A 16,170-nucleotide genomic window follows, 5' to 3' on the forward strand; every position below is an offset into this window, starting at 1 on the left:
TAGGCGTGCCAACCAGCTTCCAGCACGAGGACAAAAACGGACGCCTGTCACTCAAATGTCAAAGCAACTTTTAGTTGCAATGGCGCACCCGACACGATTCGAACGTGTGGCCTCCGCCTTCGGAGGGCGGCGCTCTATCCAGCTGAGCTACGGGTGCGTGGCGCGAACGCCGCTTTGGCCTTCATACTGGAAGCCGACGCGGCCGGCAACAGGCGCCAGGCCGCAGGATGAGGTTGTCCCGGCTCTCCGTCCGATGAGGACCCACCAAGGGACGCCGCGATGTGCGCCCGCACCCCCCTGAGACGCTTCCCCCTACCCTGCCTGGTACCCTGCCTGGGCCACGGCGTCCGTTTCGTCCTGCAAGACGGCGAGCAGGGCCATGAAACGCTCGCCCTGAACCACAACATGGGCCCGGAGCCGCTCGGCCGCCGTGGCGCCGTCGCCGGCCACAAGCGCCTCCAGAACACCCTCATGCTCGGCGAAGGAGGCCTCCATGCGCCGGGGCACCCTCAGCTGCAGGCGCCGGTAGGGCTGGAGCGAACGCTGGAGACGCTGCGCCTCGGCGCACAGCATGCGGTTCCCGGTTCCGGCATAGATCGCCCCATGGAAACGGGCATTGGCGGCATAATAGGCGGCCTCGTCGCCCGCTCCCACGGCGGCGCGGCACGCCCCATGAGCCTCATGCAGGGCGGCCCGGTCCGAAGGCCCCATGCGCTGGGCGGCGAGGCGCGCGCAGGAGGCCTCGACTTCCGCCATCAGCTCGAAGGATTCCATCAGCTCCCGTGGCCCGAGCAGCACCACGAACGCACCGCGCCGGGGGCGAATCTCGACCAGCCCGGAGGCGGCGAGCTGGATCAGCGTTTCACGGACGGGCGTGCGCGACACGCCGAAGCGCTCGGCGAGGCTCACCTCGTCCAGCCTCCGGCCGGGCCGCAGGCGCCCCGAGGCGATATCCTCCTCCAGCGCTTCCCGCAGCTTCTGCGTCTGCTCTCCGCGCACGCGCGGCTCCTTCTCCATCGCGGCCCAAGTGAGGATGGCCACCGCTGTGACTCGCCATTGACATACAATAAAACCTATTATTGCATACATGATTATTGACATAAAATGCAAGATGGACTTCATTCCATGCATCAATTGCTGGGAAGGCTGTCCATGCCCTGCTGCCCCGTCCCGCGCACCCAAAACATCCGCCGTGCCGCCCGGATTGGCCGAAAGAGATGCCTCCCGCCTGGCACCAACGCCTTGCCAATGCCGGTTTCCCGCCGTCCCATGGCGTCATCCAACGCGGGCTCTGGGACCACGGCGGGGGCGATGCGATGAGTTCAAACACCTCCTTCTTCGGCGATCTCCTTACCTCCATCGCGGAGCGCGGGCGCTCGCTGCTCGACCGATCGAGCCGGGTGTCCGGCGCCACCAAGGCGGCGACCCTGGTGGAGCGGTGCGAGCAGCTTCTGTCCGGCCGGGGCGAGGCCTCCGGCGTGGCGCTGGCCTCCGACATCCTCGACCGCTACGCCCGCATGAAGACCGGCGAGCGCATCGCCTTCTTCGAAGCACTGGCGGAAACCTTCGGGCCGGACCGCGCGCGGCTCGAAAAGGCCATCGAGAGCTATGGCCGCACCGGCTCCGACGCGGCCGCTGCCGAAATCCACCTCGCCAGCGAGCCGCGCCGGCAGGAACTGTTCCGCCGGTTCAATCTCGGCCCCGGCGCCACGCTGTCCCTCGTGCGCATGCGCGAGAACCTCATGGATGCCCTCGTCCATCGCCGTGATCTGGCCGCCGTGGACCGGGATTTCGGGCATCTCTTCTCGTCCTGGTTCAACCGGGGGTTTCTCGTGCTGCGCCGCATCGACTGGTCGACGCCTGCCAACGTGCTGGAAAAGATCATCCGCTACGAGGCGGTGCACGCCATCCGCGACTGGAATGACCTTCGGGCCCGCGTCGACAGCCCGGACCGGCGCTGCTACGCCTTTTTCCATCCCGCCCTCGTGGACGAGCCGCTGATCTTCGTGGAAGTGGCGCTCATGAAGGACATCCCGGGTGGCATCGCCCCGGTGCTGGACCAGTCCCGCGAGCATCTGGAGCCGGAAAAGGCCACCACCGCCGTGTTCTATTCCATCTCCAACTGCCAGCGTGGCCTCGGCGGCGTCTCCTTCGGCAATTTCCTGATCAAGCAGGTGGTGGAGGAGATTTCCCGCGAGATCCCCGCGCTCTCCACCTTCGTCACCCTTTCCCCCGTGCCCGGCTTCCGCGCCTGGCTGGATGCCGAGCGCAAGGCGGAGAACTCCCCCGCCCTCACCGCCGCCGACTGCGAGACGCTGGCGGCGCTCGATATGCCGGACTGGGCCGAGAAGGCGGAGACGCGGGACGCGCTGGCACCCGTGCTCTCGGCGGCGGCGGCCTATTATTTCCTCATCGCCCGCACCACCAAGGGCAAGCCCGTGGACCCGGTGGCACGCTTCCACCTCGGCAACGGGGCGCGGCTGGAGCGCATCAATCCCATGGGCGACCTCTCGCCCAAGGGCATCGCCCAGGCCGCCGGGCTCATGGTGAACTACCGCTATGTGCTGGCCGACATCGAGAAGAACCACGAAGCCTTCGCCGGCAAGGGCGAGGTGGTGGCGAGCGGACCGGTGAAAAAGCTGCTGAAGGCCGAAGCCGCCAGCCGCGCCCTCGTTCCCACCCCCTGAGGCGGATCGACCAGACCGGATCGGCCCGCGCAGGAGGGGCCGACGACACGAGAGACAAGATGAGCGAGAACCACCTCTTCGGCGCCATCCGCGCCGCCATGCCCGCCCTCGACACGCCCCTCGCCACCCTCGCCGACGGGCGGGTGGAGACCTATGGCGACGCGCTGGCCCTCTCGGCCCGCCTCGCCAACCTGCTGGTGGCGCGCGGCGTGAAGCCCGGCGACCGGGTGGCGGTGCAGGTGGAGAAGTCCTGGCCCGCCCTCGCCCTCTATCTCGCCACCGTGCGCGCGGGCGGCGTCTACCTGCCGCTCAACACCGCCTATACGCTGAACGAGGTGGACTATTTCCTCTCGGACGCGGAGCCCGCCGTCTTCGTCTGCGCGCCCCACATCGAGGCGGACGCCCGCGCCTTGGCGGCGCGCCTGGGCGTGCCGTGCGTGGAGACTCTGGGCGCCGACGGAACGGGGTCGCTGGTGGACGGCGCCGCGCCGTTGCCCGCGGATTTTACCGACGTGCCGCGCGGGCCACAGGACCTCGGCGGCATCCTCTACACCTCCGGCACCACGGGCCGCGCCAAGGGCGCCATGCTGAGCCACGACAACCTGCTCTCCAACGCCCTGACGCTGAGGGACGAATGGCGCTTCACGCGCGATGATGTGCTGCTCCACGCTTTGCCCATCTTCCACACCCACGGGCTGTTCGTGGCAACCAACATCGTGCTTCTGGCCGGAGCCTCCATGCTCTTCCGGGCCAGGTTCGATCCGCGCGAGGCGCTGGAACTGATGGCGGCGGGCAAGGTCACAAGCCTCATGGGCGTGCCCACCTTCTACACCCGCCTCCTCGACCAGCCGGGCCTCACGAAGGAGGCGACGGCAAAGATGCGCCTGTTCGTCTCCGGCTCGGCGCCGCTTTTGGCGGAGACGCATCGCGCCTTCTTCGAGCGCACCGGCCACGCCATTCTCGAGCGCTACGGCATGACCGAGACCGGCATGAACACCTCCAACCCCTATGACGGGGCGCGCATCGCCGGCACCGTGGGCTTCCCCCTGCCCGGCATTTCCCTGCGCGTCACCGATCCGGAAACCGGGCGGGAGCTGCCAGCCGACGAGATCGGCATGATCGAGGTGAAGGGCCCCAACGTCTTCAAGGGCTACTGGCGCATGCCGGAGAAGACCGCATCGGAATTCCGCGACGGCTTCTTCATCACCGGCGACCTCGGCAGGATCGACGCGAAGGGCTACGTGCACATTGTCGGCCGGGGCAAGGACCTCGTCATCACCGGCGGCTTCAACGTCTATCCCAAGGAAGTGGAAGGCGAGATCGACGCCATTCCCGGCGTCGCGGAAAGCGCGGTGATCGGCGTGCCCCACCCCGATTTCGGCGAGGGCGTCACCGCCGTGGTGGTGCGAGCGGCGGGCGCCAGCCTGACCGAGGCGGACATCCACGCCGCGCTGAACACCCGGCTCGCCAAGTTCAAGCAGCCCAAGCGGATCTTCTTCGTGCCCGAGCTGCCGCGCAACACCATGGGCAAGGTGCAGAAGAACGTGCTGCGCGACACCTACAAGGACATCTATCGCAGCGTGGCGTGAGGCCCTGCCCCGCAAGCCTGGGCGGAACCGGGCCCGCGAATGCCCCTCACCGCACGACCGGCACCACGTCCACGCCCACCGAGAGCAAGTGGTCGCCGGAGGTCACGATGACCCCGTCCACCGGCGCGACGTCGGCATAATCCCGACCGACCGCGAGGATGATGTGGTCATCGCCCGCCGGAATGGCGTTGGTAGGGTCGAGGCCGATCCAGCCGGCCGCCGGCCCGCACCAGATCTCCACCCAGGCATGGGTCGCGTCCGCACCCTCAAGGCGCGGCTGGCCCTCTGGCGGGATGGTGCGCAGATAGCCCGACACGTAGCGCGCCGGCAGGCCGAGGCCACGCAGGCCGGCAATCATCACCTGCGCGAAATCCTGGCAGACCCCCGCTTTGGCGGCGAACGCCTCATGGGGCGGGGTGGCGACGTGGGTTGCGCCGGGCTGGTAGGTGAAGCTGTCATGGACACGGTGCATCAGCTCCAGCCCCGCCTCCAGCATGGGTCGGTCGCCGCGGAAGCTGGTGGCGGTCCATTCGGTGATGTCGGTGTCGAGGGGCACGGCGCGGCTGGGGAACAGGCCGTGCACCGCCGCGTCGGGGCCGAGGTCCGGCTGCTCCAGCGCGGCGGCGCGCGCATCGTCCACCAGCGGCGTCTCCGCCGGGTCCGGCAACGGGGTGGAAGCCACGTCCACCCGGCTGCGCGTGGTGATGGCCAGATGGCCATGGGGCTGGTCGATGGTCAGCCAGGTGAGGCCGTTGCCGAAGAAGTCGGTGCCGCGCTCCAGCTCCGCGGGCTCCGGGTCGATGTCGAGCATGTGGGCGATGACGTGCTGGTGGCCGATGCGGTCCACCGGCGTCATGCGCAGCACCTGCCGCACCACCCGCACTGGCACCTGGTAGGAATAGGTGGTGGTCTGGCGGATGTCGTAGAGCATTCCCGCCTCACATGGTCAGCGCGAGCGTCATCTCCGGGGAATGGCCCTGGAGGAAGTAGTGGGCGGCGATCTCGTCGGACAGCTCCATCAGCATCTTCTCCATGGCGTCGAACCAGGAGGGCTCGAAGCTCTCCGCCGTACTGGCGGCCAGTTCCGCCTGCATGCGGGCGACAAGGCGCTCCCAGAGCGGCGGCGGCGCATCCGGGTCGCGACCCGGCAGCACCTTCAGGTGGTTCGCCATGCGGTGCACCTGGAACGCCACCGAGCGCGGATTGTCCGGGTCGAGCAGCACCAGGTCGAGCACCGGCCCGCGCGCTTCCATCGTTACGTAGCGGGTGCGGTAGGTGATGAGGCTGTCCGCCACCTGCAGCAAAGCATCGAGGGAGCCCTGCGGCGCGCCCAGCTCGCCGAAGGTGCGGGCGAAGCGAAGCGTGCCGATGGCCCGCTCCGTGCGCCGCCCCAGCTCCAGAAAGCGCCAGCCGGTCAGCCGGTTCATGTTCTCGGAGGCAAGGCCCGAGAAGGCGGCGATGATGCGCAGCGCCGCATCCGCCCGCTCCGCCGCATCCGCCTCGGACGGGGCGGAGGGGATGGGCGCGTCCACGCAGGCTTCAAGATCCACCAGCGCCCGCCAGGCGTCGGGGGAGAAGCGGTCGCGGATGACCGAGGCCGCTGCGCGCGCCGCCAGCACCAGCTGCGGCAGGGCGCCGGGCACGTCGCGGCGGGTGAGCACCGCCACCGCATAGCGCGCCGGGGTGGCACGGGCGAGGTCGCGCGGCATGGCGCCCCAGGCGCCGAGCAGGCCGAGCAGGCGCGCGACGAGGGGGCTCGTCCCGCTGTCGCCGCTCTCGGCGAGCCTACCCACCAGCACCCGTGAGAGCCGCAGCGTCGCCTCGGCCCGCTCCACATAGCGCCCGAGCCAGAACAGGTTGTCCGCCGCCCGGCTGGGCAGCGTGCCGGAGGAGCGGCGGACCTTCACATTGGCCGGGCTCGGCAGCAGCGTGGTGTCGGCCACCTCCGCGTCCGCCAGCACCCAGACATCCGCGGAGCGGTCCCCCTTCTGCATGGAGACGGCGCGGGCGTCGGGCGCGGAGGAGATGCGGCAGAAGCCGCCGGGCATCACCGTCCAGCCCTTGTCGGTGGCGGCGAGGAACACGCGCAGCATGAAGGGGCGCGGCGTCAGCTTCTCGCCGGTCCACACCGGCGTGGTGGACAGGCGCGCAATGTCCTGGCCCACCACGTCGCCGCCGCGCCGGGCGAGCAAGGTGGACAGGCGGCGCCGCTCGGCAGCGGGCAGGTCCGCGCCCAGCACCGAGCCGCCGTCCGGCATGCCGGGCAGGGCGCGGCCGAAGGCCGAGGAGATGACCAGTTCGTCGAGATGCTCCATCACCTGGGCCCGCTCCGCCGGCTGGCCGCACCACCAGGTGGCCACGTGCGGCAGGCTCAGGGGCCGCCCGAAGACGCGGGTGGCGATGCGCGGCAGGAAGGCGAGCAGGGCCGGAGCCTCGATGATGCCGGTGCCGAGCGCGTTGGCAAGCGACACCCCGCCCATGCGCACCGCCTCCACGAGGCCCGGCACGCCGAGCCGGGAGCCGGCGTTCAGCTCCAGCGGATCGGCGAAATCGGCGTCGAGCCGGCGCAGCAGCACGTCGATGCGCCGCAGGCCCGCCACCGTGCGCACATGGAGCGTGTCGCCGCGCACCGTCAGGTCCTCGCCCTCCACGAGGAGGAAGCCGAGATAGCGGGCGAGCAGCGCGTGCTCGAAATAGGTCTCGTTGAGGGGACCGGGGGTGAGCAGGCCGATGCGCCCCTCCCCCGTCCGGTCGAGCTTCATCAGCGAGGTGCGCAGCGCCTGGAAGAACGACGCCACGCGCAGCATGTTCAGGTTGCGCGAGACATCCGGCAGGGCGCGGGTGGAGGCGAGGCGGTTCTCCAGCGCGTAGCCGGCGCCGGAGGGAGCCTGGGTGCGGTCGGCGAGCACCCACCAGCGGCCGTCCGGGCCGCGCCCCACATCGGCGGCATAGACGCGCAGGAAGCGCCCGCCCTCGGGCTTGATGCCCACCAGCGGCCGCAGGAATTCGGGGCTGCCGGCCACGGCGGCGGCGGGAAGGTCGCCGTCGGCGACGAGATGGCCGGGGCCGTACAGGTCCTGGAGCACCACCTCCAGCAGCTCGGCGCGCTCGATCAGGCCGGCGGCCAGCACCTCCCACTCCGCATCCTCGATGAGCAGAGGCATGTGGCTGAGCGACCACGGCCGCTCGCCGCCGCCGGCATCGTCATAGACGCGGTAGAAGACGCCGGAATCGCGCAGATAGCGGTCGGCCGCGGAGAAACGCCGACGCAGTTCCTCGGACCCCAGCTCGGCGAGGGCGGCGAGAAACGGCATCCAGTGACGGCGCGGCTGGCCGTCCTGATCCATCATCTCGTCGCGGATGCCGGGCAGGGTCCGGTAGCCTCCGATGAGGCTTTCGGCCGCCGCCCTCTCGAACACCTCGCTCCGCTGCTCGGCCCCGGACACGATCACCCCTTCTTGAGCCGGCGGCTCCGGGCGCCATCGCAGGGGCGACGGGGCCTGAAGTCTCGATCCAGCTCCAAACCTGTGGGACGGGAGCCCTCCGAGCAGAGTGCCGCGGCATCTGATCGGAACGTGCGCCCGGTGCTCCCGGAGGCCCCATTATGCCCGGCCAGCCGCCGGATGCACTCTTCTTCGGAAAAACCCCGGACGGGACCCCTCCCGGAGCCGGGCCCCTCCCCCCAGAGAGGAGGGCCCGGCTTTCGGCTTGCGGGTGCCGTCCGGCCTGGCGCACGCGCCGATCGACCTGGACCGCAAGCCGACCGGGTCCGGCCTTATGCGCCGATGGGACGGCGCAGGTCGAGGGTGGTGGGGAATTCGTCCGGTGCGTTCTCCACCGGCACGGGCGTCGTGCCGGGGGTATGGCCGTGGTCCTGGAAGCGGGCGAGGCGGCGCGCCTCGGCTTCGTAGGAGTTCACCGGGAAAGTCTCGTAGCTGCGCCCGCCCGGATGGGACACGTAATACACGCAGCCGCCGCGCGAGCGCTCGCTCCAGGTGTCCACCACGTCGAAGGTGAGCGGCGCCTGAACCGGAATGGTGGGGTGCAGGCCCGACCACGGCTGCCACGCCTTGTAGCGCACGCCGGCGACGAAGGTGCCGTTGCGGCCCGTGGGTGCCAGCGGCAGCCGCCGCCCGTTGCAGGTGACGATGTGGCGGGCGGGGTTGAAGCCCTCCACCTTCACCTGCAGGCGCTCCACGGAGGAATCCACGTAGCGAGCGGTGCCGCCGACGACGCCCTCTTCGCCCAGCACGTGCCAGCATTCGAGCGCCTGGCGGATCTCCACGTCCACGCCGCCCCGCTGCACCTTGCCGTAGGCCGGGAAGCGGAACTCGAACTGGGCGCGGAACCACTCGGGATCGAAGCTGTAGCCGGCGTCGGAGAGGTCCTCCAGCACGTCCACGAAGTCGGCCCACACATAATGCGGCAGCATGAAGCGGTCGTTGAGGATGGTGCCCCAGCGCGCGCACTTGCCGGTGACCGGCTTGTGCCACAGCCGGGCGACGAGGGCACGCAGCAGCAGTTGCTGGGCAAGGCTCATGCGCCAGTCCGGCGGCATCTCGAAGCAGCGGAACTCCACCAAGCCCAGGCGGCCGGTGGGGCCGTCCGGCGAATAGAGCTTGTCGATGGAGATTTCGGTGCGGTGGGTGTTGCCGGTCACGTCCACCAGGAGATTGCGCAGCAGGCGGTCCACCAGCCACGGCGGGGTCGGCCCCTCGGCCGCGCCGGGCAGGCCGATCTTGGCGAGGGCGATCTCCAGCTCGTAGAGGCTGTCATGCCGCGCCTCGTCCACCCGCGGATGCTGGGAGGTCGGGCCGATGAACAGGCCCGAGAACATGTAGGACAGGGAGGGATGGCGCTGCCAGAACAGCAGCAGGCTCTTCAGGAGGTCGGGCCGGCGCAGGAACGGGCTGTCCGCCGGGGTCGAGCCGCCCACCACCACGTGGTTGCCGCCGCCGGTGCCTGTGTGGCGGCCGTCCACCATGAACTTCTCGGTGCCGAGGCGGGCGAGGCGCGCTTCCTCATAGAGGATGCGGGTGATCTCCACGCAGCCGGACCAGGTGTCGGACGGATGGACGTTCACCTCCAGCACGCCCGGATCGGGGGCGAGGCGGATGAGGTTGAGGCGGTAGTCGAAGGGCGGCGGATAGCCCTCCAGGTGCAGCGGGGTGTTGAGCTCGATCGCCACCTGCTCGATGGCGGCGATGAGGTCCACATAGTCTTCCAGCGTCTCCACCGGGGGCAGGAACACGCAGAGGCGGCCGTTGCGCGGCTCCACGCAGAGCGCGGTTCGGGTGTCGGCGGTGAACACCTGGGTGTCGTTCTGGGCCAGATACTGGCGCACCAGCTCCTGCGCCCGCTCGCCGGTGCCGTAGGCCTCCCGACGCGGAGCGATGGAATAGCGCTCGCGGCCATCGACGGACGCGGTGCCGTCGGCGCCTTCCGCGCCCTCACCGCCGGCACGGTAGCGGGCGGCGAGTTCCTCGGCGTCGGGCAGCGGCCCGCGCGGCTCGAACGGGTCGGTGGCCACCACATAGGGGTAGCGCGTGGGCGCGAGATACTGCAGGGATTCCAGCGGCAGGCGATAGCCCATGGGGCTTTCGCCGGGGATCAGGAACAGGAACTCGCGGCGGAAAGTCCATTGCTCGGAGCGCCACACGGAGCCCTCGGGCGTCCACACCCGGCGCAGCGGCAGCACCGAGCCGGTGGCATTGGCGAGACCCTGGTTGAAGGTGCGCGCCAGCATGCGGCGCTGCACCTCGTCGGCCATGCGCTCATCGCCGGGGGCGATGTTCTCGGGAAGGCACTGCTCCTTCCACATGTAATAGATGTTGTCCTCGTAGCCCGGCAGCACGAACTGCGAGCCCACGGCGAGCTTTTCGGCCACCGCCTTGCAGAAGCGCTCGGCATCGGCGGCGGTGGCGCCGTAATTGACCTTCTCATCGGCGATCAGGTCCTCGCGCCGCCACATGGGCTGGCCGTCCTTGCGCCAGAACAGGTCGAAGGACCAGCGCGGCAGCGTCTCGCCGGGATACCACTTGCCCTGGCCGTAATGCAGCACGCCCTCGGTGGAGAAGCGCTTGCGCAGGCGGCGGATCAGGTCGTCGGCGCGCACCCGCTTCTGCGGGCCGAGGGCCTCCGTGTTCCATTCCGGCGATTCGTAGTCGTCGATGGAGACGAAGGTGGGCTCGCCGCCCATGGTGAGGCGCACGTCGCCGGCCTTGAGGTCCTCGTCCACCTTGTGGCCGAGCGCGTCGAGGGCGGCCCAGGTCTCGTCCGAGAAGGGCAGCGTGACGCGCGGCGCCTCGGCCACGCGGGCGACGCTCATGTCGAAGCCGAACTCGGTCTCCGCCTTCTCCATCAGGTAGCCGGTGATGGGGGCCGCGGAACGGTAATGCGGGGTGGCGGCCAGCGGGATGTGACCCTCGCCGCAGAGCAGGCCCGAGGTGGGGTCGAGGCCGATCCAGCCCGCGCCCGGCACATAGACCTCGCACCAGGCGTGCAGGTCGGTGAAGTCCACGTCGGTGCCGGAGGGGCCGTCGAGGGCCGCCACGTCCGGCTTGAGCTGGATCAGGTAGCCGGAGACGAAGCGCGCGGCGAGGCCGAGATGGCGCAGCACCTGCACCAGCAGCCAGCCGGTGTCGCGGCAGGAGCCGAGCTTCTTGGCGAGGGTCTCGTCCGGGGTCTGGACCCCCGGCTCCATGCGGATGACGTAGCCGATTTCCTTCTGCAGGCGCTGGTTGATCTCCACCAGGAAGTCGACGATGCGCCGCGGCTCCAGCGAGACGGTGGCGACGAAATCGTCGAACAGCGCCCCCTCGGTCTCCAGCTCGAGATAGGGGGCAAGCTCCGCCTTCAGCTCGGGGGCGTAGGCGAAGGGGAAATTCTCGGCATAGTCCTCGACGAAGAAGTCGAACGGATTGAGCACGTCGAGCTTGGCGAGGAGGTCCACCTCGACCCTGAACTCCTCGACCTTCTCCGGGAACACGATGCGCGCGAGCCAGTTGCCGAACGGGTCCTGCTGCCAGTTGATGAAATGTTCGGCTGGTGAAATCTTGAGCGAATAAGCGGGGATCTCGGTCCGGCTGTGAGGGGCGGGACGCAGACGGACGGTCTGCGGCCCCATGACGACCGGGCGCTCGTACTTGTAGCTCGTGACGTGATGCAGGCTCGCGAGGATCGACATTATGGCACCTGGTCCTGCGGGCATTGGCCCTGGGGGCAGCCCAAGAGGTGGGGTGGGCGGTTTCCAGCCAAGGTTAGACAAGGCCGTTATAGGGAGAAAGCGCGACTTTGCGGCGACATCTGCCCGCTTAACAGGCAGATGTCACGCGTTTCGGCAGGGCTGTCGCGCCCCGATCAGGCAGATGCGGGCGCCTGTGGCACGCCTGCATCGCTGGCGGGAGTCTCCGGCGGCTCGGGCGGCGCGTGGCCGGCGGGCTTCTTCTTGCCCTTCAGCTTCTCCTCGAACCGCTGCAGCACCGTGTAGAAGGACGGCACGAACAGCACCGCGAGGCAGGTGGAGGCCAGCATGCCCGACACCACCGCGATGCCGATGGACTTGCGGGAATTGGCCCCCGCGCCGGTGGCGAACACCAGCGGCAGCACGCCGAGGATGAAGGCAAACGAGGTCATCAGGATCGGCCGGAACCGGAGGCGCGAGGCCTCCACCGCCGCATCCATGATGTCCATGCCCTCCGCCCGCTTCTCGCGCGCATATTCCACGATGAGGATCGCGTTCTTAGAGGCGAGCGCAATGAGCAGCACGAGGCCGATCTGGGTGTACAGGTTGTTGGAGATGCCGAGGCCCACCAGCGCCCCCACCGTGCCGAGCAGCGCCAGCGGCACCGCCAGGATCACCGCCATGGGCTGGATCCAGCTCTCATACTGCCCGGCCAGCACGAAATAGACGAGCAGGATGGCGAGGCCGAACACGTAGTAGATCTGATTGCCGACCACCTTCTCCTGGTAGGACATGGCGGTCCACTCGAAGCCGGTGCCCGGCGGCAGGGTCGCGGTGGCGATCTGCTCCATGAGAGAGAGCGCCTGGCCCGAGGAGAAGCCCGCCGACGTGCCGCCCACCACGGTGGAGCTCGGATACAGGTTGTAGAGCGAGATGAGCGGGGGGCCCTGCACCATCTTCACCTCCACCAGCGTGCCGAGGGGCACCATCTGCCCCTTCGGCGTGCGCACCTTCAGGTTGGCGAGGTCGGTCGGGGTGACGCGATAGCCCGATTCGGCCTGCACATAGACCTGGAAGACATTGCCGAACCTGTTGATCTGGTTGACGTAGGTCGAGCCGAGATAGGACGAGATGGTGTCGAACACCTGTCCCACCGTCACCCCCAGCGTCTCCGCCTTGATGCGGTTGACCTCCACGTTGATCTGCGGCGCCCCGGCGCGGAACGTGGACGAGACGTGCTGGAGGGCGGACTGGGCCGAAGCCTTGTCCACCAGCGAGGTGGTGATCTGCTCCAGCAGGCGGTAGTCGAAATTGCCGTTGCGCAGCTGCGGCTGCATGGTGAAGCCGGCGGCGTTGCCGATGCCCTGGATGGCGGGCGGCACCAGGATCAGCACCTCGGCCTGCTCGACGTCGGCCATCGCCTTGTTGAGGTTGAGGTAGAGCGAGAGCAGGTCCTGCCCGGTGGTGGCATAGCGCTCCGACCACGGCTTCAGCGTGATGTAGGTGACGCCCGCATTGGCGAGGGTGGACGAATTGTCGAGCACCGAGATGCCCGAGATGGCCAGAACGGTCTCCACCCCCGGCACCTTGCGGATGCGATCGCTCACCTCCGCCATCACCGTCTTGGTGCGGTTGAGGTTGGAGGCGTCGGGCAGCTGGACGTGGGCCATGAAGTAGCCCTGGTCCTCGATGGGCAGGAACGAGGTGGGCACCCGGGTGAGGCCGTAGGCGGCGACGCCCATGAGCGACAAAGCGATGATCACCATGATCTTGGAATGGTGCACCATGCGGGAGATGAGCCCCGCATACCAGTGCTCGGCCTTGGCGTAGCCCGCGTTGAAGCCGCGATAGATGAAGTTGCGCTTCTCCGGCGGCACCGGCTGGCGCAGCCACAGGGCGCACTGGGTGGGCTTCAGGGTCGCCGCATTGATGGCCGAGATGAAGGCGGTGGCCGCGATGACCAACGCGAACTGCTTGAACATCTGCCCGGTCAGGCCGGGAATGAACGAGGCCGGCAGGAACACGGACATGAGCACCAGCGTGATGCCCACCACCGGGCCGAACAATTCGTCCATGGCCTTCTCGGCGGCCGGCTGGCCCTCCATGCCCTCCTCGATATGGCGCGCCACGCCCTCCACGATGACGATGGCATCGTCCACCACGATGCCGATGGCCAGGATGATGGCGAACAGCGTGGACAGGTTGATGGTGAAGCCCATGGCGTCCATGGCGGCGAAGGCGCCGATGATGGTCACTGGAACGGTGGTGGCCGGCACCAGCGTGGCCCGCCAGTCCTGGAGGAACAGCAGGATCACCACCAGCACCAGCAGCGCCGCCTCGAACAGGGTCTTCCAGACTTCGTCGATGGAGGCGGTGACGAACAGGGTGGTGTCGAACGGGATGCTGTATTCGAGGCCTTCGGGGAAGTCCTTCTTCAGCTCTTCCATCTTCTTGGCGACGCGCCCCGCCACGTCGAGGGCGTTGGCGGCGGGCAGCTGGAAGATGCCGATGCCGGCGGCGGGCTTGTTGTCCTGGGTGAAGTCCTTGGAATAGCTCTGCGCGCCCAGCTCCACCCGGCCGATATCACGGATGCGGACGATGCGACCGCCATCCGAATTATCCACCTTGACGATGATGTTCTCGTAGTCCTTGGCGTCGTCGAGGCGGCCGGCGATGTTCACCGTATATTGGAAGGCGGCATTGGACGGCGCCGGCGGGATGCCGAGCTGGCCGGGGGTGACGATCTGGCTCTGCTTCTGGATGGCGTTGGAGATGTCGGAAGGCGTCAGGCCGAAGGCCTGCATGCGGTCCGGGTCCATCCAGATGCGCAGGGCGTAGGTGCCGGCGCCGAAGATGGCCACATTGGCGACGCCCGCCACCCGCTCCAGCTCGTTCTGGATGTTGATGATGGCGTAATTGTTCAGGAACAGTCCGTCATAGCGCCCGTCCGGCGAGATCAGGGTCACGAACTCGAGGATCGAGGTGCCCTTCTGCAGGATGGTGACGCCCTGCGCCTGCACCGCCGTGGGCAGGGAGGCGAGGGCGATGTTGACGCGGTTCTGCACCAGCACCTGCGCCATGTTGGGATCGGTGCCGATGTCGAAGGTCACGATCAACGTGTAGGTGCCGTCGGAGGCCGACCACGACTGCATGTAGATCATGCCCTCGACGCCGTTCACCTGCTGCTCGATGGGCAGGGCGACGGTGTCGATCATCGTCTTGGCCGAAGCGCCGGGATAGGAGGTCGAGACCGACACCGTGGGGGGCACGATATTCGGATACTGCGACACCGGCAGCCGGGTCAGCGAGACCAGGCCGATCAGCACGAAGACGAGTGCGAGCACGTTCGAGAGGACCGGCCGCTCGATGAAAAAGCGCGAGATCATGGGCGCTGGCTCTTTTTTCGAGGGCGGGTCAGTTCTTTTGCGGCGACGGCGTGGCGGACGGAGCAACCGAGGGCGCGGCCTGGGCCGGCGCATCGGCCGGGGCAACCCCCGCGGGCTTCTGCAGCGGCTTGGTTCCGTCGTCGATGGCGGGCGCGGCGGTGGCGGTGATCGTTGAGGTCTGCACCTGCACCTTGGAGCCCGGCACCGCGCGCTGGATGCCGTTGATGATGATGCGGTCGCCGGCCTTCAGCCCGCTCTGGATGGCGCGCAGCCCGTCCGCCTGGAGCTGGCCGAGGGTCACCTGGGTCTGGGAGACCACATTGTCCGCGCTCACGGTCAGGGCATAGGGTCCGAGCTGGTTCGAGTTGAGGGCGGAATCGGGCACCAGCACGCTGGGCCGGGCCTGGCCGAGCGGCACCCTGACCCGCGCGAACAGGCCCGGCAGCAGCGCGAAGTCGTTATTCTGGAACAGGCCACGCACGGTCAGCGTGCCGAGATTGGGATCCACCTGCGGCGCCACATAGTCGATCTTGCCCTGGTGCGGGTAGCCGGTCTCGGTCTGGAGGCCGATCTGGATGTCGAGGTCCGGCACGTCGCGGGTGAGGGAGACCAGCGAACGGCCCTGCCGGGCAAGATGCTCCTTGATGTGCAGCACCTCCTGCTCGCTCAGGGTGAACCAGACCCAGATCGGGTTGAGCTGGACGATGGTCGCGAGCTTGGTGGGGCCGCTATAGCCCACCAGCGCACCCACGTCCTGAAGATGGGCGGTGACCGCGCCGTCGAAGGGCGCCGTGATCTGGGTGTAGCCGAGATTGATCTGGGCCAGCACCAGCGAGGCCTGGGCGTTCGCCACCTCGGCCACCGCCGAATCGCGCTTGGCGCGGGCCTGGTCGAGGGTGGCCTGGGACGCGAAGTCCTGCTTGGCGAGCTGGGCCTGGCGATTGTACTCGGCCTCGGCCTGCACCTGAGTGGCCTGGTTGGCGGCAAGCTGGGCCTTGGCCTGGTCCACCTGGGCCTTGTACTGGTCCTGCTCGATCACGAACAGGACGCTGCCCTTGCTGGCCAGGGCGCCGTCCTTATAGTTGATCTGGGTGAGGAAGCCCTGAACCCGCGCCTCGAGATCCACCGAATTGATGGCGGCCGTGTTGCCGGTGAGCTCGAGGAAGCGGGTGACGGGCTGTTCCAGCACCGGCGCGACCGTGACGGTGGGCGGCGGCGGCGGCACGTAGGTGTTCTTTTCCTCGCAGGCCGCGAGCAGAAAGGCCGCGCCAAGCGCCACGCAGCCGTGACGAAGCCCGCCGGAAACCCGGATCCACCCCACCATA

General features: G+C 68.6%; 8 protein-coding genes and 1 tRNA gene. 2 read left to right on the forward strand and 7 right to left on the reverse strand.

The window, feature by feature from the left end:
• Window positions 1-80 precede the first annotated feature (80 nt).
• Both K9U40_RS11090 and K9U40_RS11095 read right to left on the reverse strand, forming a co-directional pair.
• Window positions 81-157, reverse strand: a tRNA-Arg gene (locus K9U40_RS11090).
• A 155-nt stretch (window positions 158-312) separates the two neighbouring features.
• The gene (locus K9U40_RS11095) at window positions 313-999 is read right to left on the reverse strand and encodes a GntR family transcriptional regulator (RefSeq protein ID WP_282890275.1); all 687 of its coding nucleotides are present in this window, start codon (window positions 997-999) and stop codon (window positions 313-315) included.
• Between the two features lie 317 nt (window positions 1,000-1,316).
• Between K9U40_RS11095 and K9U40_RS11100 the strand changes: the two genes are divergently transcribed.
• Both K9U40_RS11100 and K9U40_RS11105 read left to right on the forward strand, forming a co-directional pair.
• Window positions 1,317-2,687: a malonyl-CoA decarboxylase gene (locus K9U40_RS11100; protein ID WP_282890257.1), complete on the forward strand. Its 1,371-nt coding sequence runs from the start codon at window positions 1,317-1,319 to the stop codon at window positions 2,685-2,687.
• A gap of 59 nt (window positions 2,688-2,746) precedes the next feature.
• Window positions 2,747-4,276 carry a malonate--CoA ligase gene (locus K9U40_RS11105; RefSeq protein WP_282890258.1) on the forward strand — a complete coding sequence of 510 codons (1,530 nt, stop codon included), beginning with the start codon at window positions 2,747-2,749 and terminating at the stop codon, window positions 4,274-4,276.
• A 46-nt stretch (window positions 4,277-4,322) separates the two neighbouring features.
• On the opposite strand, the gene K9U40_RS11110 is transcribed toward K9U40_RS11105, so the two are convergent.
• The 5 genes from K9U40_RS11110 to K9U40_RS11130 form a co-directional block, all read right to left on the reverse strand.
• Entirely contained in the window at window positions 4,323-5,207 is an 885-nt protein-coding gene (locus K9U40_RS11110; protein WP_282890259.1) for a transglutaminase family protein, read from the reverse strand.
• A 7-nt stretch (window positions 5,208-5,214) separates the two neighbouring features.
• Window positions 5,215-7,725: a circularly permuted type 2 ATP-grasp protein gene (locus tag K9U40_RS11115; RefSeq protein WP_414115020.1), complete on the reverse strand. Its 2,511-nt coding sequence runs from the start codon at window positions 7,723-7,725 to the stop codon at window positions 5,215-5,217.
• Window positions 7,726-8,051: 326 nt separating this feature from the next.
• Window positions 8,052-11,462 (reverse strand): DUF2126 domain-containing protein, encoded by a 3,411-nt coding sequence (locus tag K9U40_RS11120; RefSeq protein ID WP_282890260.1) that lies wholly within the window; start codon window positions 11,460-11,462, stop codon window positions 8,052-8,054.
• Window positions 11,463-11,635: 173 nt separating this feature from the next.
• Window positions 11,636-14,845 (reverse strand): efflux RND transporter permease subunit, encoded by a 3,210-nt coding sequence (locus tag K9U40_RS11125; RefSeq protein WP_282890261.1) that lies wholly within the window; start codon window positions 14,843-14,845, stop codon window positions 11,636-11,638.
• 28 nt (window positions 14,846-14,873) lie between these two features.
• On the reverse strand, window positions 14,874-16,169 hold the full coding sequence (locus K9U40_RS11130; protein WP_282890262.1) for an efflux RND transporter periplasmic adaptor subunit: 1,296 nt from the start codon (window positions 16,167-16,169) through the stop codon (window positions 14,874-14,876).
• Window position 16,170 lies beyond the last annotated feature (1 nt).

It is taken from the genome of Xanthobacter autotrophicus, from assembly GCF_030015065.1.
GTDB classification, from domain to species: domain Bacteria; phylum Pseudomonadota; class Alphaproteobacteria; order Rhizobiales; family Xanthobacteraceae; genus Xanthobacter; species Xanthobacter autotrophicus_D.